This window comes from Neoroseomonas marina, assembly GCF_012927745.1.
Classification (GTDB): Bacteria; Pseudomonadota; Alphaproteobacteria; order Acetobacterales; family Acetobacteraceae; genus Neoroseomonas; species Neoroseomonas marina.
The window spans coordinates 184,555-204,032 of the sequence record NZ_JABBKX010000008.1; the positions used below are offsets into that span (position 1 = coordinate 184,555).

Annotated in this window: 17 protein-coding genes; 6 read left to right on the plus strand and 11 right to left on the minus strand. The window is 71.1% G+C overall.

Annotation, left to right across the window (positions count from 1 at the left end):
• Positions 1 to 26 precede the first annotated feature (26 nt).
• Positions 27 to 1,841, plus strand: a complete 1,815-nt coding sequence (gene thiC / locus GWK16_RS20140) for a phosphomethylpyrimidine synthase ThiC (RefSeq protein ID WP_170055750.1) — start codon at positions 27 to 29, stop codon at positions 1,839 to 1,841.
• Between the two features lie 129 nt (positions 1,842 to 1,970).
• Here thiC and GWK16_RS20145 read toward each other — a convergent pair whose 3' ends face one another.
• The 6 genes from GWK16_RS20145 to GWK16_RS20170 are packed head-to-tail and all read right to left on the minus strand — an operon-like array spanning position 1,971 to position 8,033.
• The gene (locus tag GWK16_RS20145; RefSeq protein WP_170055751.1) at positions 1,971 to 2,840 is read right to left on the minus strand and encodes a glycosyltransferase family 2 protein; all 870 of its coding nucleotides are present in this window, start codon (positions 2,838 to 2,840) and stop codon (positions 1,971 to 1,973) included.
• On the minus strand, positions 2,840 to 3,715 hold the full coding sequence (locus GWK16_RS20150) for a glycosyltransferase family 2 protein (protein WP_170055752.1): 876 nt from the start codon (positions 3,713 to 3,715) through the stop codon (positions 2,840 to 2,842). The genes GWK16_RS20145 and GWK16_RS20150 overlap by 1 nt, the downstream gene beginning before the upstream one ends.
• Positions 3,712 to 4,836 carry a glycosyltransferase gene (locus tag GWK16_RS20155; protein ID WP_170055753.1) on the minus strand — a complete coding sequence of 375 codons (1,125 nt, stop codon included), beginning with the start codon at positions 4,834 to 4,836 and terminating at the stop codon, positions 3,712 to 3,714. The genes GWK16_RS20150 and GWK16_RS20155 overlap by 4 nt, the downstream gene beginning before the upstream one ends.
• A complete protein-coding gene (locus tag GWK16_RS20160; protein WP_170055754.1) occupies positions 4,833 to 5,909 on the minus strand; it encodes a glycosyltransferase family 4 protein in 1,077 nt (358 codons plus the stop codon). Before GWK16_RS20160 ends, GWK16_RS20155 begins: the two co-directional genes overlap by 4 nt.
• The gene (locus GWK16_RS20165) at positions 5,906 to 7,417 is read right to left on the minus strand and encodes a flippase (RefSeq protein WP_170055755.1); all 1,512 of its coding nucleotides are present in this window, start codon (positions 7,415 to 7,417) and stop codon (positions 5,906 to 5,908) included. Before GWK16_RS20165 ends, GWK16_RS20160 begins: the two co-directional genes overlap by 4 nt.
• 28 nt (positions 7,418 to 7,445) lie before the next feature.
• Complete coding sequence (locus GWK16_RS20170; RefSeq protein WP_248291511.1) at positions 7,446 to 8,033, minus strand: sugar transferase; 588 nt, start codon at positions 8,031 to 8,033, stop codon at positions 7,446 to 7,448.
• Positions 8,034 to 8,419: 386 nt separating this feature from the next.
• Between GWK16_RS20170 and GWK16_RS20175 the strand changes: the two genes are divergently transcribed.
• The gene (locus GWK16_RS20175; RefSeq protein ID WP_170055757.1) at positions 8,420 to 10,036 is read left to right on the plus strand and encodes a DUF6311 domain-containing protein; all 1,617 of its coding nucleotides are present in this window, start codon (positions 8,420 to 8,422) and stop codon (positions 10,034 to 10,036) included.
• A gap of 66 nt (positions 10,037 to 10,102) precedes the next feature.
• Here the strand turns inward: GWK16_RS20175 and GWK16_RS20180 are convergent, their stop codons facing one another.
• On the minus strand, positions 10,103 to 11,065 hold the full coding sequence (locus tag GWK16_RS20180) for a glycosyltransferase family 2 protein (RefSeq protein WP_170055758.1): 963 nt from the start codon (positions 11,063 to 11,065) through the stop codon (positions 10,103 to 10,105).
• A gap of 65 nt (positions 11,066 to 11,130) precedes the next feature.
• Complete coding sequence (locus tag GWK16_RS20185) at positions 11,131 to 12,096, minus strand: Bug family tripartite tricarboxylate transporter substrate binding protein (RefSeq protein WP_170055759.1); 966 nt, start codon at positions 12,094 to 12,096, stop codon at positions 11,131 to 11,133.
• Positions 12,097 to 12,240: 144 nt separating this feature from the next.
• On the opposite strand from GWK16_RS20185, the gene GWK16_RS20190 reads away from it, so the two are divergent.
• Genes GWK16_RS20190 through GWK16_RS20205 form a run of 4 tightly spaced genes read left to right on the plus strand, consistent with a single transcriptional unit; the run spans position 12,241 to position 15,677 of the window.
• Positions 12,241 to 12,438: a DUF4089 domain-containing protein gene (locus GWK16_RS20190; RefSeq protein ID WP_170055760.1), complete on the plus strand. Its 198-nt coding sequence runs from the start codon at positions 12,241 to 12,243 to the stop codon at positions 12,436 to 12,438.
• Complete coding sequence (locus GWK16_RS20195) at positions 12,435 to 13,844, plus strand: AtzE family amidohydrolase (RefSeq protein ID WP_170055761.1); 1,410 nt, start codon at positions 12,435 to 12,437, stop codon at positions 13,842 to 13,844. Before GWK16_RS20190 ends, GWK16_RS20195 begins: the two co-directional genes overlap by 4 nt.
• 3 nt (positions 13,845 to 13,847) lie before the next feature.
• On the plus strand, positions 13,848 to 14,228 hold the full coding sequence (hpxZ, locus tag GWK16_RS20200; protein WP_170055762.1) for an oxalurate catabolism protein HpxZ: 381 nt from the start codon (positions 13,848 to 13,850) through the stop codon (positions 14,226 to 14,228).
• A gap of 18 nt (positions 14,229 to 14,246) precedes the next feature.
• Positions 14,247 to 15,677, plus strand: coding sequence for an NAD(P)-binding domain-containing protein (locus GWK16_RS20205; protein ID WP_170055763.1), 1,431 nt, complete (start codon positions 14,247 to 14,249; stop codon positions 15,675 to 15,677).
• 150 nt (positions 15,678 to 15,827) lie between these two features.
• Here the strand turns inward: GWK16_RS20205 and GWK16_RS20210 are convergent, their stop codons facing one another.
• The 3 genes from GWK16_RS20210 to GWK16_RS20220 all read right to left on the minus strand — a co-directional run bounded on the left by GWK16_RS20210 (position 15,828) and on the right by GWK16_RS20220 (position 19,477).
• On the minus strand, positions 15,828 to 16,571 hold the full coding sequence (locus GWK16_RS20210) for a TorF family putative porin (protein WP_170055764.1): 744 nt from the start codon (positions 16,569 to 16,571) through the stop codon (positions 15,828 to 15,830).
• A 232-nt stretch (positions 16,572 to 16,803) separates the two neighbouring features.
• Entirely contained in the window at positions 16,804 to 18,480 is a 1,677-nt protein-coding gene (locus GWK16_RS20215; RefSeq protein WP_170055765.1) for a thiamine pyrophosphate-binding protein, read from the minus strand.
• Between the two features lie 28 nt (positions 18,481 to 18,508).
• The gene (locus tag GWK16_RS20220; protein WP_170055766.1) at positions 18,509 to 19,477 is read right to left on the minus strand and encodes a Bug family tripartite tricarboxylate transporter substrate binding protein; all 969 of its coding nucleotides are present in this window, start codon (positions 19,475 to 19,477) and stop codon (positions 18,509 to 18,511) included.
• Between the last annotated feature and the right edge of the window lies 1 nt (position 19,478).

The following is a 19,478-nucleotide window of genomic DNA, read 5'->3' on the forward strand; positions in this document are numbered from 1 at the left end:
CCGTCGCGTTTCGATTGGAGATCCAGATGCCAGATTCACTTCCGCCCACCATCCCCGAGGTCACCACCGGGCCGCTGCCGGCGTCCCGCAAGCTGCATGTCCCGGGGACGCTTCATCCGCAGATCCGCGTCGCGATGCGCGAGATCGACCTCGCGCCGAGCGCGAAGGAGCCGCCGGTGCGGGTCTACGACACCTCCGGCCCCTACACCGATCCGGCGCAGGCGACCGACATCCGCCGCGGTCTGCCGGAATTACGCCGCGCCTGGATCGAGGCGCGCGGCGATGTGCAGACCCATGACGGCCGCGCGATCCGCCCGGAAGACAATGGGCTGAAGCCCGGCGAGACGGCGCAGGTGCCGGTGTTCGACCGCGGCACGCGGCGCCTGCTGCGCGCGCGCGGCGGCGCCGCGGTGACGCAGCTCGCCTATGCCCGCCGCGGCATCGTGACGCCCGAGATGGAATATGTCGCGATCCGCGAGAACCTCGGCCGAGAACGCGCGCGCGAGGCTGCCGCGCGCGACGGCGAATCCTTCGGCGCCGCCATCCCCGACCACGTCACGCCCGAATTCGTCCGCGACGAAGTGGCGCGCGGTCGCGCCATCATCCCCGCCAACATCAACCACCCGGAATCCGAGCCGATGGCGATCGGCCGAAACTTCCTGGTGAAGATCAACGCCAATATCGGCAATTCCGCCGTCTGGTCCTCGGTCGGCGAGGAGGTCGACAAGCTCGTCTGGGCCATCCGCTGGGGCGCGGATACGGTGATGGACCTCTCGACGGGACGGAACATCCACACCACGCGCGAATGGATCATCCGCAACTCGCCCGTGCCGATCGGAACGGTGCCGATCTACCAGGCGCTCGAGAAGGTCGGCGGCAAGGCCGAGGACCTCACCTGGGAGATCTTCCGCGACACGCTGATCGAGCAGGCCGAGCAGGGCGTGGACTACTTCACCATCCATGCCGGCGTGCGGCTTGCCTACATCCCGCTGACCGCGAAGCGCGTCACCGGCATCGTCTCGCGCGGCGGGTCGATCATGGCGAAGTGGTGCCTCGCGCATCACCGGGAGAACTTCCTCCACACCCACTTCGCCGAGATCTGCGAGATCATGCGCGCCTACGACGTGTCCTTCTCGCTCGGCGACGGGCTGCGTCCCGGCTCCATCGCGGATGCCAACGACGCGGCGCAGTTCGCGGAGCTCGAAACGCTCGGCGAGCTGACGAAGATCGCCTGGGACCAGGACGTGCAGGTGATGATCGAAGGCCCTGGCCACGTGCCGATGCACAAGATCCAGGTGAACATGACGAAGCAGTTGGAAGCCTGCGGGGAGGCGCCCTTCTACACGCTCGGGCCGCTCACCACGGACATCGCGCCGGGCTACGACCACATCACCTCGGGCATCGGCGCGGCGATGATCGGATGGTTCGGCTGCGCGATGCTCTGCTACGTCACGCCGAAGGAACATCTCGGCCTGCCGGACCGCGACGACGTGAAGACCGGCGTCATCACCTACAAGATCGCGGCGCATGCGGCGGACCTCGCCAAGGGCCATCCGGCAGCACGCGAACGGGACGACGCGCTGTCCCGCGCGCGCTTCGAATTCCGCTGGCGCGACCAGTTCAACCTTGCGCTCGACCCCGAGACGGCCGAGCGCTTCCACGACGAGACGCTGCCCGCCGAGGGCGCGAAGCTCGCGCATTTCTGTTCGATGTGCGGGCCGAAGTTCTGCTCGATGAAGATCTCGCAGGAGATCCGCGCGGCGGCGGAAGAAGGGATGGCCGGGAAGGCGGAGGAATTCCGCGCAGGCGGCGGGGCGATCTACGTGGCACCTGCCGGGTGAACGTGATGCGAGAGGGGCGCCGCCCCTCTCGCGCTCTCCCCGCCAAAGGCCGAAAGGCCTTTGGGAACCGTCACCTGGCATTGATTTCCAAGGGCCCTTCGGCCTTGGCGGGCCCCGGGCGGAGCCCCGTCAGAGCTCCAGGATCCGCTCCGGCGCAGCCTTGCCGCGCATCAGGTCCCACAGCCCGATCATGTTGCCCTGGAATCGCCCCCAGCGATCCGCCCAGGGTTCCGGCTTCAGCGAACGCACCAGGTTCGCCAGGCAGTGCCGTGCCGCGCTGGGAATGGCGTGGTTCCAGGGGAAGGTCCCCTTCCGCGCCAGGTAGACCGGATTCACCACCTGCGAGTAGCCGAGCCGCAACTGCTTCACCCGCCCGGACTTCGACCCCAGATGCACGCCGCGCGCACCGGCGAGGCGCATGATCGTCCCGTGTTCCCCGAGGCGGCGCGTGACGTCGATGTCCTCGTACCAGGCATAGAGCGGCAGGCGCTCGTCGACGCGGATGCCGTGCGCGCGCACCACCGACATGCGGAAGGCCATGTTGCAGCCATAGCCATTGAAGTGCGGCGCCATGGCCGAGGGATCGGCCGGCGGCACGTCGGCGGCGAGCAGCGCCGCGCCTTCCTCGAGCGTGTAGCCGGGCGCGTTGGCACCGTCCGCGACCACCGTCCCGGTCGCGACCACCATGTCCGGATGCGCGGCGAAGGCGGCCTCGGTCACCGCCAGGTAGTCCGGCGCGCAGAGGAAGTCGTCGTCGAGGAACAGCACCACGTCGCAGTCGCCCACCGCCTCGAGGATGGCGTTGCGCTGCCGTGGTAGGCCGGCCGGGGCGGTGATGAACTCGACGCCGGGAATGACCTCGCAGCCGGCCACATCCTCGGGCGTGACATGGCAGACGATCGTCCGGTCGGCCCGGCGCGTCTGGCGATCCAGGTCGCGCAGGACCCCCGCGAGGATCGCAGGGCGCCCTCGCGTCGCAATGCCGATGGCGATACGCATCAGGCGAATTCGGTGAGCGGCGCCAGGCTCGGGGGACGACGGGCTTCGGCGGCGAGAGCGCCGGCGACCCGGCCGCGCCAGGTCATGAAGTAGTAGGCCGCATCATGCAGCCGCAGCCGCAGCAGGCTGAGCGCCACGCCGCCGAGCGGCCGCACCAGGAAGGCGACCCAGGTCGAGGCCGGCGCGCTGTGCCGGCGCAGGGCGAAACCCAGGCCCCGGCCATACCGCTCGGCGCGGGTCACCGCGACGTCGGTCAGGCGCTTGTCGGGGTGGATGATGCGCAGTTCCGCGTCGTAGCGCGCCTCGAGCCCCCGGGCGATGGCCCGGCAGACGAGGTCGTTGCCCTCGGCCGAGCCAAAGACGGTACCCGGGCCCATCCGCTCGTCGAAGCCGCCGAGGTCGAGCGCGACGCTGCGCGGCAGGAACAGGTTGAACTCGATGACGCTGGTCCAGACGTTGCCGAGGTCGATCGCCCCGCCTTCCTCGCGCCAACGGCCGGAACCCAGGCCGCCCGCCGGGGAGGCCGCGGGGCCCGTCAGCACGCCGAGGGCAGGGTTCGCCCGGAAGGCGGCGTCGACACGGTCGAGCACGCCGGCGGGGTAGACGCAGTCGTCATCGGGGAAGGCCACGATCTCGCCGCGCGCGTGGCGAAGGCCGAGATTGCGCGCGTGGTTCGCATTGCGCACCGAGGAGCGGAAGCGACGGAGGTCGACGCGATGGCCGTAGGCGGCCTCGACGGCCGCCAGGCGGTCATCCTCGTTCTGATCGACGATGATCACCTCGTAGTCGAACCGCCCCTGTGCCAGCAGGCTGTCGAGCAGTTCGGCAATTTCCCTGTCGCGGCCCAGCGTCGCAACGACGAGCGAGAACTTCATCGGGACTGTCCCTCGAGCGCTTCCTGCACGACGCGGCGCATCGCACTCCGGAATGCTTCAGGACCGAACCTTTCCGCATGGCTGCGGCAATCTTGTGGCAGGAAGGCGACGGTCTCGAAGCGTTCCACCGCGACAATGATGGCCTCGGCGGTCTGCTCGGCGAAGAACAGGCCCGTGGGGCGCTCGGCCGGCGGCGGGACCACGATGTCGCGCGCGCCCCCCTTGCCGAAGGCGATGACCGGGGTGCCGCAGGCCTGCGCCTCGACGGTCGCGATGCCGAAATCCTCCTCGGCGGCGAAGACGCAGGCGCGCGCGCCCTGGGTCAGGCGGACCAGCTCCTCGGTCCCGACCCGCCCGCGGAGCTCCACATTCGGCGCGCCGGCGGCGGCCTCCCGCACCTTCGGCGCGTTCGGCCCGTCGCCCACCACCACCAGGCGGCGGCCGGGCATGCGGCGGAACGCCTCGGCGATCAGCTCGATCCGCTTGTAGGGAACCATGCGGGAGGCGACGAGGAAGTAGTCCTCCTTCTCGGCCCGCAGGGCGAAGCGCTGCACGTCGACCGGCGGGTGCACGACGATGCTCTCGCGCCGCCAGGCCTTGCGGATCCGTTCCCCGATATAGGTGGAATTTGCCACCACCACGTCCGGGTTGAGCGCGCTGGCGCGGTCCCACAGCCGCATCTTGTGCAGCAGGTTGCGCGTGTAGAGGCCCTTCAGCCCGCGTTCCATGCCGGCTTCGCGCAGGTACTGGTGTTGCAGGTCCCAGGCATAGCGCATCGGGCTGTGCACGTAGGAGACATGCAGCTGCCCCGGCCCGGTCAGCACCCCCTTCGCCACGGCGTGGGAGGAGGAGAGCACCAGGTCGTAGCCCGACAGGTCCAGCTGCTCGATCGCCACCGGCATCAGGCCGAGGAATTTGCGGAAATGCTTCCGCGCCAGCGGCAGGCGCTGGATGAAGGTGGTCGTCACCGGCTTGCCGCGCAGGAAGCCGCGTTCCGCCTCGGGCAGGAAGTCGCACACAGCGAAGAGGTCGGCCTCCGGCCACTCGGCGATCAGCTGCTCGAGGACACGCTCGGACCCCGCATAGGTGTCGAGCCATTCGTGGACGATGGCGACCTTCATCGGAAGCGTTCCTGCACCAGCGCGAGCAGCCGCCGTGCCGCCGCGTCCCAGGTGAAGCCCGCGCCGCGGGCGATCCCCGCCGCGCGCAGATGCGCCTGCAGCCCCTCGTCGGCCACCAGGCGCCCGACCGCGTCCTGCAGCGACGCCGGCTGCGCCGCGTCGAACCACAGGGCCGCATCGGCGCAGACCTCCGGCACCGCACCGGCCCGCGCGGCGATGACGGGGCAGCCGCAGATCATGGCCTCGAGCGGCGGCAGGCCGAAGCCCTCGTAGCGGGAGGGGAAGATCAGGCAGAGGGCGTTCTCGTACAGCGTGCGCAACTCGGCATCCGAGACGCGGCCGAGCACGCGTGCCGCCTCCGCCGCGACGCCGCCGCCGGTGCGGAACACCGTCGGATCCGCCGCCCCGGCCACCGCGAGGGTGAGCCCGTGAGCGCCGAGGGTCGCGGCCGCGGCCGTCAGCGCCGCGAGGTTCTTGTGCGCGGCCGGATTCCCGACGACCAGGGCGAAGCGCCCAGTCGCGAGTCCATGCTTCGCCAGCACCGCGCCATCGGCCGGGACGCGCAGGATATGCTCGCCGCCTTCCGGCAGGACCCCGATCGAGGCGGCCTCGATGCCGAGCGCCGCAGCGATGCGCCCGCGGGAGAACTCCGAGACGGTCAGGATCTGGGCGCCACGCCGCGCCAGCCGCGTCTGCAGCAGCCGGTACCAGGTGCGGAAGGCGAAGGAATAGGACTCCGGCGTGTCGAAGGCGCCGGCATCGTGGATCACCACCGCCTGCCGTCCGCCCGCCATCAGCGGCGCGGTGTTGCCGAGGTTGACCAGGACCTCGCCTTTCAAGGCCCGCGGCAGGTCGAGCTGTTCCCAGGCCTGCCCGCCGCGGGAGCCGACCGCCTCGGCGCGCAGGTGCCGCAGCCCGGCATCGCGCGCGCCGGCGGGATGCAGGACGCGCACCGCCGGCCATTCCCCGGTCGCCGCCAGCGCATCCGCCGCGGCGACGATCTCGGTCGCGAAGCGCTGCACCCCGGTCATGCCCTGGGTCAGGAACCGGCCATTCAGGGCGATGCCGGTCATACGGTTCCCCGTCGGATCAGTCGCATGAGGCGGGCCTTATCCTCGGCGGGCGCAACACGCCAGCCGAGCCAGCCGGCGACGCCAAGCGTCACCGCGCCCACCGCGGCCGAGGCGACGAAGCCCGGCATCGGGATCATCAGCGCGAAGCCCAGCGCGGCCGCCGCGAGGGGCGGCCGCAGGGCCCGGCCCGTCTCGCTGCCCGCGGGGTAGTAGCGCGCCACGAGGACGAAGCGTCCGAAGCAGTCCGCCGCCGCCCGCAACGCCCAGGCGATGGCGGCACCCTCGATCCCGATCAGCAGCAGCAGCCCCGCGCCGAGCGGCAGGAACACCGCAGCCTGCGCCAGGGAGAAGGTCGCGGTGACGTTCGGCCGGCCGATCGCCTCCAGCAAGGTGCCCGGCACGAAGGCCACGCAGGAAAAGAAGATCCCCGCCCCGAGGATGCGCAGGACCATGCCGCTGCCATCGGCAAAGGTCGTGCCAAGCCAGAGCCACAGCAGCGTCCACGCCAGCGCGACGATCCCGAGGCAGGCGGGCAGCGCCAGGCCCGCCACCATCAGCGCCCCGCGCCGCAGCAGCAGCGCGGTCCGCTCAGGTGCGGTGCGGTAGGCCGAGGCGATCGCCGGCAGCAATGTCTGCGCCACCGCGACCGGCAGGATCCACATCCGCATCACGAGGTCGAGCGGCGTCGCATAGAAGGCCACGGCGGTCAGGCCGATCAGCGATCCGATGAGGAACCGGTCGGCATAGAGCAGCACCTGGGTCAACGCGCCCGAAAGGCTCATCCACCCGCCCTGGCGCAGCAGCGGCCGGAGCAGGCCGAAGCCTGGCCGGTTCAGCCCGAGCCCCGGCACGTCCTTCCAGGCCAGCGCCGCATAGGCGAGGCCGCTCGCCAGCCGCACCAGCACCAGGGACAGGATCGCCGCCGACAGGCTGTCCCACACCAGCAGCGCGATCACCGGTCCCAGCGCATAGAAGATGCTGACCGGCATGTTCACGAGGTTCGCGACGCGGAAGCGCTGCCAGGCGGCGAGCACCCCCCACAGCGCCGCGTTCAGCACCACCAGCGGCGCGGCGAGGGCGAGCACGCGGAAGGCGGAGATCGCCTCGGCCTGCAGCGATTCCGGCACCAGCAGCACGCGCCCGACCAGCATCGGCATCAGCGTCCAGGCGATCGCGGCCATCACCGCCGAGAGGCCGAGCAGCCCATAGATGGTCGCGCCGATGAGGGAAGGGGTGTCGCTGAGGCGCCCTTCGCCGATGCGTTCGGAGACCGCCCGGGTCAGCGCCATGCCGAGGCCGAGGTCGAACACCCCGAAGATGCCGACCATCGCGAGCGCGAGGGTGAAGAGGCCCCACCGCTCGGTTCCGAGCAGATGGACCAGCATCGGCGTCAGGACCAGCGCGACCATCAGGGGGACCGCGCGGCCCAGCGCGTTCCACAGGACCCCTGAAACGAGCCGGCGTCCGCCGGCCCGGTCTTCCGGGCCCTCGGACGCCGTGCCTGTCATGGTATGAATGCCTTGGGGATCCCGCGGTTCAGTGCGCGCCGCGGCGGGACAGCACCGCCGCCGGGGTCTTCAGCAGGATCCGGATGTCCGCCAGCAGCGAGGCCTGCGAGACATAGGCGACATCGAGCGCGACGCGCTGGTCGTAGGAGGTCTCGGACCGGCCGCTGACCTGCCACAGGCCGGTGATGCCCGGGCGGACCATCAGGTAATGCGCGGCAGCGGCGCCGTAGTAGCTGTCGAGCTCGGACTGCGTCACCGGGCGCGGGCCGACGATGCTCATCTCGCCCTTGAGGACGTTGATCAGCTGCGGCAGCTCGTCGAGCGAGGTGGCGCGGAGGAAGCGGCCGACGCGGGTGATGCGCGGGTCGTTCTTCAGCTTGCGGGTCGCGTCCCATTCCGCGCGGGCGGCGGGATCGCTGGCGAGCAGCGCCTCGAGCCGCGCCTGGCTGTCGATCACCATGGAGCGGAACTTGAGGCAGCCGAAGATCTTCCCGCCGCGGCCGACGCGCGGATGCGCATAGAAGGCCGGGCCGCCATCGGCACGCACCAGCGCGCCCACGATCAGGAAGAAGGGCAGGGCCGCCAGCAGGGCCGCGCCGGCGATGGCGATGTCCATCGCACGCTTCGCCACCGGCAGCAGCCAGGCGGCGCGATCGCGGACGGAAGCGCCATGGACGGCGCCCGCAGGGGCACCATGGGGGGGAAGAGGGCCAACCGGAACGCTGGACATGAGCGACAACGGCCTTCTGGACTGGACCACCGCCAGCGGGGGCTGGCGACGGCCAAAGGGGGTTTCCGGTCCGGCTGCTACCGCCGCAATGGCGGGGGGAGGCACACCGAACCTTGCTTGACCCGGAAGATGACCCTTGGCGCTGACCGATTTGGGACGTGCTTGCGGCATGATTGTGGCGGCGCAGCAGACCCCAGCAGAATCTTCATTCGTGCCGGATCGCTTGCGGCGGCCCGTCCCGGGCCCTAGAGCCGCGGTGGCCCCGGAGCGGAGTGCGCGACCTGTCCCAACGGCTTTCCACCACCCTGTCCTACGCCTTCGCCCTGTTGCTCGGCGCGGCGCTGGCGGCCTGGATCCTGCCGCCCGAGATGCTCGTGCCGCGCGCCGGGGCGGGCTTCGCACCGCAGGGCGATGCCGCGCAGCACGCCATCGCGCAGCGCTATTTCATCGGTGACGCCTGGCGATGGCCGCCGCTGCTGGCGGCAAACATCCTGCCGCCCGATGGGCTCAACATCGCGTTCTCGGATGGCATCCCGCTGCTGGCGCTGCCCATCAAGGCGCTGCGGACGGTGCTGCCGGACGGCTTCCATGGAATCGGCCTGTGGTACGCCATCGCCTGGGCCCTGCAGCCGGTCGCGGCGGTCTGGTGCCTGCGCGGGACCGGGGAGCGGCGGCTGCTGCCGGCGGTTGCGATCGCGCTCGCGGCCTCGGCCATGCCGGCCTTCATCAACCGCTACGGCCATGCGGCGCTGACGGGGCATTTCACGCTGCTGGTCGCGCTCGGCCTCTATCTTCGGTTGGTACGGGCATCATCGGTCGCGATGTGGGCCATGTCGGTCGTGACGGCGGTCGCGACGCTGCTGATCCATCCCTACCTCGCGGCGATGGTGCTGGCGCTGCTCGGCGCCGTGCCGGCCACCTTGCTGCTGCGTGGCGACCGCCGCTGGATCGGCGCCGCGGCCGCCCTTGCCGCCTGCGCCGGCGCGGTCGGCGGGACCATGGCGGCCTTCGGCTATCTCGGTGCCCAGGGCGACGGCGGTTTCGGCGATTTCGCGTTGAACCTGCTCTCGCCGGTCTGGCCGTACCGGTCCTGGCTGCTCGGCGCCTTCGCCGCCCAGGAGATCGACGCGACCGGCCATGGCGGATGGGAGGGCTACAACTGGCTCGGGCTCGGGCTGGCAGCGGGAATTGTCGCGGTGGCGGTGCTGGTCCCGCGGCAGGTGCTCGGCGTGCTGCGGCGTCACGCCGGGCTCGCGCTGGTGCTCGCCGGGCTGACGGCCATCGCCGTCTCCTTCCGCGTCGGGCTGGGCGATGCGGTGGTTCTCGACCTGGGCAAGCCGCCCGGCTTCCTTGAGCAGTTCCGCGCCTCCGGCCGGTTCTTCTGGCCGGTGGGCCTCGCGATGCTGGTGGGGACCGTTGCGCTGCTCGCGCGAATCCCGCGGATCGGCGTGCCGCTGGTGCTCGCTCTCGGCATTGTGCAGTTCGCCGATGCGCAGCCGAACCGGCAGGCGATGCGCGACTGGGCGCAGGTCCGGGAGCCCTGGACCGTGGATGCACCGGCGCTGCGGCGGCTGCTGGCGGAGGCAGGGTCGGTGTCGGTCTTCCCGACCTGGCCCTGCGTGCCCAAGCCCGACACCTTCGGCGATCACGCGCGGCAGCTGCAGGTGCTGAGCCTCGCGGCCGAACGACCCGTGCCGGCCAACACCATGTATGTGGCGCGCTGGCGCGGCGAGCGGCCGCGCTGCGACGATGCGGCGGCCCTCGCACGGCCCGTCGCGCCGGGCGAAGTGCGGATCATCCTGCCCGGGGCGCGCCAGGCGGCGATGGCCGCGATGCCGCCGGCGAACTGCACGGAGGTCGGCGACCTCCTGGCCTGCCGCGGGCGTTGAGAAGCGGCTCAGAGGCCTTTCGGCCTTGGACGGGTCGCGTCCGAGAGGTCAGCGCCCCGCCTGGCATCACGCCTCGGGGCTGCGGCTCGGCAGGTAGCGCTCCGTGAAGTACAGCGGCCGCTGCTTCGTCTCGTTGAAGATGCGCCCGAGGTATTCCCCAATGATGCCGAGCATCATCATCTGCACGCCGCCCAGGAACAGCACGACGGCGAGCAGGCTCGGGTAGCCGGCGACGGGATTGCCCTGCAGCAGCGTCCGGCCGACGATGAAGGCGAGGTAGATCGTCGCCAGGACCGCGATCGCGAAGCCGACATAGGTCGCGACCTTCAGCGGTGCGACGGTGAAGGAGGTGATCCCCTCCAGCGAGAAGTTCCACAGCTTCCAGTAGTTCCACTTCGTCTCGCCCGCCGCGCGCGGCGCTCGGTCGTAGCGGACCGCCTTGGACGGGAAGCCGATCCAGGCGAACAGGCCCTTCATGAAGCGGTGCTGCTCGCGCAGCTGCAGCAGGGCGTCGATGGCGCGGCGGGACATCAGGCGGAAGTCGCCGGTATCCGGCGGCAGCTGCACCTTGCCGCCGATCCGCTGCATCACGCGGTAGAAGCCGGCCGCCGTCGCCTTCTTCAGCCAGGTCTCGCCCTCGCGCGTGTTGCGCTGGGCGTAGACGACGTCGAAGCCCTCCCGCCAGGTCGCGACCAGGGCGGGGATGACCTCCGGCGGGTCCTGCAGGTCGGCGTCGATCACGACCACCGCCTCGGTCGCCCGCGCGTGGTCCAGGCCCGCCGTCAGCGCGATCTCCTTGCCGAAATTCCGGGACAGGTTCACCACCGCGGCGCGCGGGTCCTGCGCCTGGATGCCGAGCATCACCGACAGCGTCGCATCCCGGGAACCGTCGTTCACATAGACGACCTCCCAGGGGATGCCGATGTCCGCCAGCGCCGCGGCCAGGCGGCGATGGAGCTCGGGCAGGACCTCCTGCTCGTTATAGGCAGGGACGACGACGGATAGGGCGGGCGCGTCAGGGGTGGTCATGGGACATTCCGGGCGATCGAACCCAGGAACAGCACCGCTCTGGCCAAATCAAGGCGCCACTGTGCCTAACCCTGGACGAAAAGGTTCAGCTCCGTCGCGATCACCTCCCATTCGCGCAGGCAGCGGGCGATGTCCTCGCGGAAGGCGGCGGGGCCCAGCCAGTCGGGGATGGTGTCGATCTCGAGCAGCCGGCGCTGGGTCGCCGGATTGTCCACGACGCGGCGGAACAGGTCGGCCGTGCGGTCGACGATCGGCTGCGGCGTGCGCGCCGGCGCCAGCAGGCCGATGAAGCCCGAGAAGGCGAAGCGCTTCGAGAAGCCGGCCTCCTCCATCAGCGGCACTTCGGGCAGCGAGGGCAGTCGCCGCGTGCCCGACAGCGCCAGCGGACGGATCCGCCGCGACCGGATCGCCCCGCCGCTCGCCGCCATGGAATGGAAGGCGCAGGCGACGTTGCCCGCGAGCATGTCCTGCAGCATCGGCCCTTCGCCGCGATAGGCGACATGGGTCATGTTCAGCCGCGCCTCGTCCGAGAACATCTGCCCATAGGCATGCCCCGACGATCCCGGCGCATAGGAGCCGTAGGACAGGTCCTTCCCCCGCGCCCAGGCGACGAACTCCTGCACCGTGTTCCCCTGGGTGGAAGGCGAGGCGCAGAGCACCAGCGGCGTCACGCCGAGCTTCCCGACCGGGGCGAAGTCGTTGACGGGGTCATAGGGAAACCGTCGCAGCACGACCGGCGAGGTGACATGCGTCGTGATGGTGAACAGCATCGTGTGGCCGTCCGGCGTGGACCGCGCCGCGGCCTCGGTCCCGATCAGCCCGCCGGCGCCGCCGCGGTTGTCGATGACGATGGGCTGGCCGAGCTCCGCCGCCATGGGTTCCGCCATCAGCCGGGCCCAGAGGTCGGTCGACCCGCCTGGCGGGAAGGGCACGATCCAGCGGATCGGCCGGTCCGGCCAGCTCCCCTGCGCCAGCGCCGGCCGCGCCAGGGCGAGTGCTGCCATCCCCGCCAGGATGCCGCGACGGTCCATCTCGTATCCTCCCGCAGTCTTCGTTGCGGTCAGCCTAGGTGGCGGGCGCGCGCCTTCGCAACCGGCGCGGGATGGCCTCAGGCGCGGGGATTGCCTCAGGCGCGGGGATTGCATGATGTGCCGGCCTCAACGGAGCCTGCCGTCATGTCCGTGCCCACGCCCCCCGACCCCGAGGCCCTGATCGCCGCGCTGCTGCCTGCGACCGGCATTCCCCTCGATCCGGCCTGGCGTGCCGCGGTTGCGGCCAATCTGCGCGTGGCCGGTGCGATCGCAACCGTTCTCCAGGCCTTTTCGCTGCCCGATTCGACCGAGCCCGCCCCGGTCTACGAGCCCGGCCGATGAGCCTCGCGGACCTGCTCGATCGCGACGCGGTCGGGATCGCCGCGGTCTTCGCCGCCGGTGAGGCCAGCGCCGGCGAGATCGCCGAGGCTGCCATCGCCCGCATCGCGGCGCGCAACCCGGTGCTCAATGCCTTCACCGATGTGACGGCGGACCGCGCCCGCGCCCGCGCCGCCGTGCTCGATGCCGCGCGCGCGGCGGGGCAGGACCTGCCGCCGCTCGCGGCCGCGCCCTTCGCGGCGAAGAACCTGTTCGACATCGCGGGGCTGCCGACCCGTGCCGGGTCGCGCATCAACCGGGATCTGCCGCCCGCCGCCCGCGACGCGACGCTGGTCGAACGGCTCGAAGCCGCCGGCGGCCTGCTGCTCGGCGGGCTCAACATGGGCGAATACGCCTACGACTTCACCGGCGAGAACGCCCATGACGGCCCGTCGCGGAACCCGCACGACCCGACGCGGATGACCGGCGGGTCCTCTGGCGGATCGGGCGGCGCGGTCGCGGGCGGCATGGCGGCGATCGCGTTGGGGTCGGACACCAACGGGTCGATCCGCGTGCCGTCCTCCTTCTGCGGCACCTTCGGGCTGAAGCCGACCTACGGGCGGCTGTCGCGCGGGCATTCCTTCCCCTTCGTCGGCGCGCTCGACCATGTCGGCCCGCTCGCGCGCTCGGTGCGCGACCTCGCGGCATCCTACGACGTCATGCAGGGGCCTGATGCGGCCGATCCCGGCTGCTCGGCGCGCGCGCCCGAACCGATCGGGCAGGGCTTCGAGGGCGGCATCACGGGGCTGCGCATCGCGCGCCTCGGCGGCTGGTTCGCGCGGCACCAGCTGCCGGAGAGCGACGCGGCGCTCGCGTCCGCCTGCGCCGCCCTCGGCGTCACCGCCGAAGCGGAACTGCCCGAGGCCGAGCGTGCCCGCGGCGCCGCCTTCCTCATCACCATGGCCGAGGCCGCGGAATTCCACCTGCCGCGCCTGCGCGAACGCCCGGGCGACTTCGACCCCGCCGTGCGCGACCGCCTGATCGCCGGTGCCCTGCTGCCGGCGACCTGGGTGCAGACGGCGCAGCGATTCCGGCGCTGGTTCGCGGACCAGGTCGCCGAGTTGTTCCGCCACCACGACGTGCTGCTCGCGCCGGCCACGCCGATGTCCGCGCCGCCCCTCGGCACCGCGACGGTGACGCTCGACGGCGTCGAGATGCCGTTGCGGCCCAATATCGGCGTCTATACCCAGCCGATCTCCTTCATCGGCCTGCCGGTGGTCGCCGCGCCGATCTGGCCGCCCGGCGCGCGTCTGCCGCTCGCGGTGCAGGTCATCGCGCCCGCCTGGCGGGAGGACCTCGCGCTGCGGGTCGCCCGCGTGCTGGAACGCGAGGGCATCGCCCGCGCCCCCGTCGCCGCCTTCGGAGCCTGACGCATGGACATCGACATCCCCGCGGTGAAGGCCGAGGTCGAGGCCGTCTTCGCCCGCTACGAGACGGCGCTCGTCACCAACGACGTGCCGGTTCTCGACGAATTGTTCTGGGTGAGCCCCGCGACCGTTCGCTTCGGCGCCACCGAGAACCTGTTCGGCGCCGAGGAGATCGCCGCCTTCCGCGCCGGCCGCTCGCCGGTCGGCCTCTCGCGCGAGGTCCTGCGCACCTCGATCACCACCTTCGGGCGGGACTTCGCGACCGCCTCCATCACCTTCCGGCGCCATGGCAGCGCCCGCATCGGGCGGCAGCAGCAATCCTGGGTCCGCTTCCCCGAGGGCTGGCGCGTCGTCGCGGCCCACGTCAGCCTGCTGGACGCGCCCTGAGGACCACCGACCGCCACCATGCCGTCTCCCCGTACGCTTCTGGAACTCGAGGCCGATGTCGTCCGCGACCTCGCCCTCACCGCCCATCCCCGCGCGCCCTGGCTCGTGCCCAAGACCGTTGGCGGAAAGCCTGTCCTCGACTGCCTTGTTATCGGCGGCGGGCAATGCGGCCTTGCCGTCGCCTTCGCGCTGAAGCGCGACCGGGTCGACAACCTGCTGGTGATCGACCGCGCGCCCTATGCCCAGGAAGGGCCGTGGTCGACTTTTGCGCGGATGCGCACGCTGCGTTCGCTGAAGGACCAGACCGGGCCGGACCTGCGCACGCCCTCCCTGACCTACCAGGCCTGGCACGAGGCGCAGTTCGGCGCCGCCGACTTCGCGCGGTTGCACCTGATCCCCACCAGGCTCTGGGCCGACTACCTGCTGTGGTTCCGCCGCGTCACCGGCATCCCGGTGCGCAACGGCGTCAGCGCGGGCCGCATCGGGCCGGCGCGGACGGATGACGGGCTGCCCTGCCTGTCGGTCGAGACCTCCGAGGGCGTGATGCTCGCGCGCAAGGTCGTCATGGCGACCGGGCAGGAAGGCGTCGGCGAATGGTGGATGCCCGACTTCGTGCGCGCCCTGCCGCGATCGCTGCGGGCGCATGCCGCAGACGGGATCGACTTCGCGGCGCTGCGCGGGAAGGTGGTGGCGGTGCTGGGCGCCGGGGCCTCGGCCTTCGACAACGCGGCCGTCGCGCTCGAGGCCGGCGCGAAGGAGGTGCACCTGTTCTGCCGCCGCGCCGTGCCGATGGACATCCAGCCCTATCGCTGGCTGACCTTCGCGGGCTTCCTGCGCCACCTGGGCGACATGCCGGACGAATGGCGCTGGCGCTTCATGTCCCACATCCTCGGCCTGCGGGAGGGCTTCTCGCAGGAGACCTACGACCGCGTCCGCTCCTACCCGAACTTCACCATGCATCTCGGCCGGCCCTGGACGGGGGCGCGGGCGGAGGGCGGGCGCGCGGTGCTCGAGACGGCGCGCGGGGATTTCGCCGCCGATTTCGCGATCTGCGGCACGGGCGTGCGGATGGATGCGCGGCTGGTGCCCGAACTGGCCGGCTGCGCGGCCAACATCGCGAACTGGGGCGACCGCTACACGCCGCCGCCCGAGGAGGCGAATGAGCGCCTGGCGATGTTCCCCTATCTCGGCGCCGACTACGCCTTCCTGGAGAAGCGGCCGGGCGAGACGCCCTGGATCCGCGACATCCACCTGTTCGGCATCGGGGCGAGCATGTCCTTCGGTCCGTCGGGGTCGTCGATCAACGCGATGTCGATCTCGGCGCCGCGGCTCGCCGCCGGCGTGACGCGCGGATTGTTCGAGGGTGACCTGCCGCGGCTCTACGCGGATCTGCGCGCCTACGACATCAAGCAGGTGACGCTCGACCCGGCACGCACCGCAGCCGAATAGACGAGGTGGAAGACGGGCGGCCCGAGGCAGAGCCTCGGGCCGGGAGCGCAAGGCGCGACCGCGCCCAGACCTTCATCCATCGCCGGTGCGCCAGCACGTGGCGCGAAAGCCAAGGCGGCCGGATGGTCGCCGCCGGCGCCTGAGGACCAACTAAAACGTCCAGCTCACCGAGGCGATGAAGCGGTTGTCGCAGACCTTCAGGCCGCCGCACTCGGACTGGCTGATGTTGGTGCCGTAGAAGCCTGCGGCGACCGAGACGCCGTAGGCGATCGGCACCGTCACGTAGATGCTGTAGGCGAGGTAGTCGGGCGCGCCGAAGCGGGCGTTGTTGTCGATCCACTGGTAGCCGATGCGGCCCGAGATCACGATGTCATGCAGCGGCGTCTTCCAGTCCGCTCCGCCCTCGAGCCACAGGCTGTTGCCGGAGGACCCGAAGAAGTCCGGCGACCAGGCCGCGGTGCCGACGAAGGTGACGGGCTCCAGTTCGTACTTCAGCTTGAGGATCGCCTCGGCATAGGACAGCTGGTACTGGCCCGGCTGCTCGCTGTAGCCCGGGTAGGTGTACCAGGTGCCGCCGATGTCGAAGGTGAAGTTGTCGATCGTGCGCCGGTAGCCGCCGATCAGGTCAACTTCCTGTCGCGCATTGGTGTTCGGGAAGGCGACGTTGCTCGCGAAGGTGCCGATGTAGAGCCCGACCTCATGGGACAGTTCGGCCGAGCCCTGGATCGCCGGGCGGCTGCGCGTCTGGCTGATGTTGCGGAACACGTAGTCGGTGGCCCCCGTCACGGTGCCCGTGGCGGAGAAGCCGTTTCCGAGGTCCACCTGGGCGGAGGCGGGCGCGGCACCCGCCGCGACAAGGAGGCCGAGAGCGCAGACAGCGAGTTTCTTGAGCATGTGAAGCGGTCCGATCCTTTCCTGCATCGTCGATGCAACGGTTCCGAAGGCGGGCCCGTTCCCGGACTGCCTATGAAACCCCATCAAGCAAGGTGCGTGCCGCGAAGCTGGATGCGGCGCTGCGCCGTCCTGATCGGTCGGAACGGCGTAAAGGCGCAATGCGACATTGGCCGCAGGGCCGCAAAGATCCCGCAAAGGTCGGGGGCGGGCGCAGGCCCGCCCCCCGGCGCGATCAGGCAGGCAGGGGCATGGTCCGCTTCTTCCAGGCCGAAGCCTGCAGGGCCGAGGACTTCACATGCACCAAGACCGGCCGGTCGGTCACGGCGAAGGCCTCGGCCAGGACGGGTTCGACCTGGTCCTCGGTGGTGATGGAAAAAGCCGCGGCGCCGAAGGACCTGGCCCAGGCGACGAAATCCGGGTTCACCAGCCGCGTCGCCTGGTCATAGGGCCGGCCCGGATACCGCCCCTCATGGTGCATCCCGATGGTGCCGTAGCCGGAATTGTCGGACAGGATGACCACGGGTGCGACGCCCTCGCGCATGGCCGTTGCGATCTCATTCCCTGTCATGAGAATTCCGCCGTCACCGACGAAGGCAACTGCCCGCTTTCCGGGCCGACGGAGGGCGGCTGCCACTGCCATAGGCACCGCTGCGCCCATCGCGCCCACATTCGATGACAGGAACATATGCGTCTGCCGGAACGGGAAGTACCGGTGCAGGAAGGAGGAGAAGTTCCCCGCATCCGAGGTGACCGCCGCATCGGCCGGGATGTGGCGCGACATCGCCGCGCAGACGGCCCCGAAATTCACTCCATCCGGCATGCTGTCCCATTCCGGGGCGAGCAGGCTGCGGTGGATCGTATTCAGCCCCTTCACCCAGCGCTTCCGTCCTTCGCTGGCTTCGGGCGCGTTTCGGGCGAGCAGGCCGCGGATCACCGCATGCGGGTCGGCGGCGATCGGCAGGTCCACGCGCCAGACGCGGCCGATCTCGTTGGCGTCGGGCCAGACCTGGACCAGCGGCAACTGCGGGTCCGGCGCGGCGGGGAAGGTGTAGGACTGGCTGATGCTGTCCGACAGCCGCTCGCCCAGGCAGACCATCAGGTCGGCCTTCTTCATCTCCTCGATCAGCGGCTTGGGCACGCGGATGCCCATGTAGCCGCCGTAGTTCGGGTGGTTGGCGTCGAACAGGTGGGGCCGCCGGTGAGTCGGGCTGATCGGCAGCGACCACGCCTCGGCGAGGCGATTGAGGTCGGCCAGCGCCGCTTCCCCGCCCGCGGCCATCGCGCCGCCGACCAGCACCAGCGGGCGCTCCGCGTTCGCCAGCATCTCCGCCAGGCGATCGAGGTCCTCCGCCCGCGGCCCGGGCTTCGGCAGGGTGCGGGGCTGCACGACCGGGCCCTCGGCCGGTTCGTCGAAGATGTCCTCGGGCAGGATGACCGCGACGGGGCCGGGCGTGCCGGACTGGGCGAGGTGGAAGGCGCGCGCGATCACCTCGCTCGCCTGGATCGGCTGGATGACCTCGAACACGCCCTTGGTCACGTCCGACAGCAGGCGGGAATAGTTCTGCTCCTGCAGCGCCAGGCGCCCGACATCCTTTCGTTCCACATGCCCGACCAGCATCACGAGCGGCGTCGCGTCGTGATAGGCGGTGTGCAGCCCGATCATCGCATTGGTGATGCCGGGCCCACGCGAGACGAGCGCGACCCCCGCCCGCCCGTCGCGCATCCGCCCGTCGGCCGCGGCCATGAAGCCGGCGCCGCCCTCGTGGCGGCAGACCACCAGGCGGATCTGCGGGAACTCGGTCAGCGCGTCGGTCAGGCCGAGATAGGATTCGCCCGGCACGCAATAGATCAGGTCGACGTCATGCGCGGCGAGGCTTTCGGCCAGGATGCGGCCGACGGTGCGGGTCATGGGACAGTCCTCGGGTGGTGTGTCTGGGTCACTCGGGCCGGATGCCGAGCTGGCGGATGACGGCGCCGAAGGCCTCGCGCTGCTCGGCGAGCAGGGTTCGGAATTCGTCCGGGCCGCGCGGGATCGCCTCGGTGCCGATCGAGGCGAGGCGCTGCCGCGTCTCCGGCAGCCTCGACGCTTCGGCGAGTTCGGCGGAGAGCCGGTCGAGGATGGGCCGCGGCGTCGCCGCCGGCGCCATCAGTCCGATCCAGCCGATGTAGTCGTAGCCGGGCAGGTTCAGGGCCTCCTGCAGCGGGGGCACCTCGGGCATCAGGTCGGTGCGCCGGCCGACCGTGCTGCCGAGGGCGCGCAGCTTGCCCTCGCGGATCAGGCCGCCGCTCGCGGCCAGCGTCTCGATCGCGAAATCCACCTGACCGCCGAGCAGCGCCGCCATGGCCGGCCCACTGCCCTGGAAGGGGACGTGCAGCACGTCGACCTCGGTGCGCGCGACCATCAGCGCGGTGAGCAGGTGCTGCGCGCCGCCGACGCCCGAGGAGGCGTAGCTGTGCTTGCCGGGGTCGCGCTTCAGCATCTCGATCAGGCCGCGCGCGTCGCGCGCGGGGCTATCGGCCCGCACCACGAGGAAGTAGGGCGAGCCCGAGAAGGTCGCGATCGGCGCGAGGTCGCGTTCCACGTCATAGGGCAGGCGATGCAGCAGAGGCCCGAAGGAGATCGGCCCGATCGAGGCGGCGAGCAGCGTGTAGCCGTCCGGCGCCGCCTTCGCGACGAAGTCGGTGCCGATCGATCCGCCCGCGCCGGCCTTGTTCTCCGGCACCACCTGCTGGCCGAGCTTCTCGGACAGCCGCTGCGCCATGATGCGCCCGACCAGGTCGGTCGCCTGGCCGGGCGGCCATGGCACGATCAGCCGGATGGTCCGGTTCGGCCAGGGCGCCTGCGCCAGGGCGGGGCGCGCGAGCAGCGGCAGGGCCGCGAGCGCCAGGTGACGGCGAGCGATCATG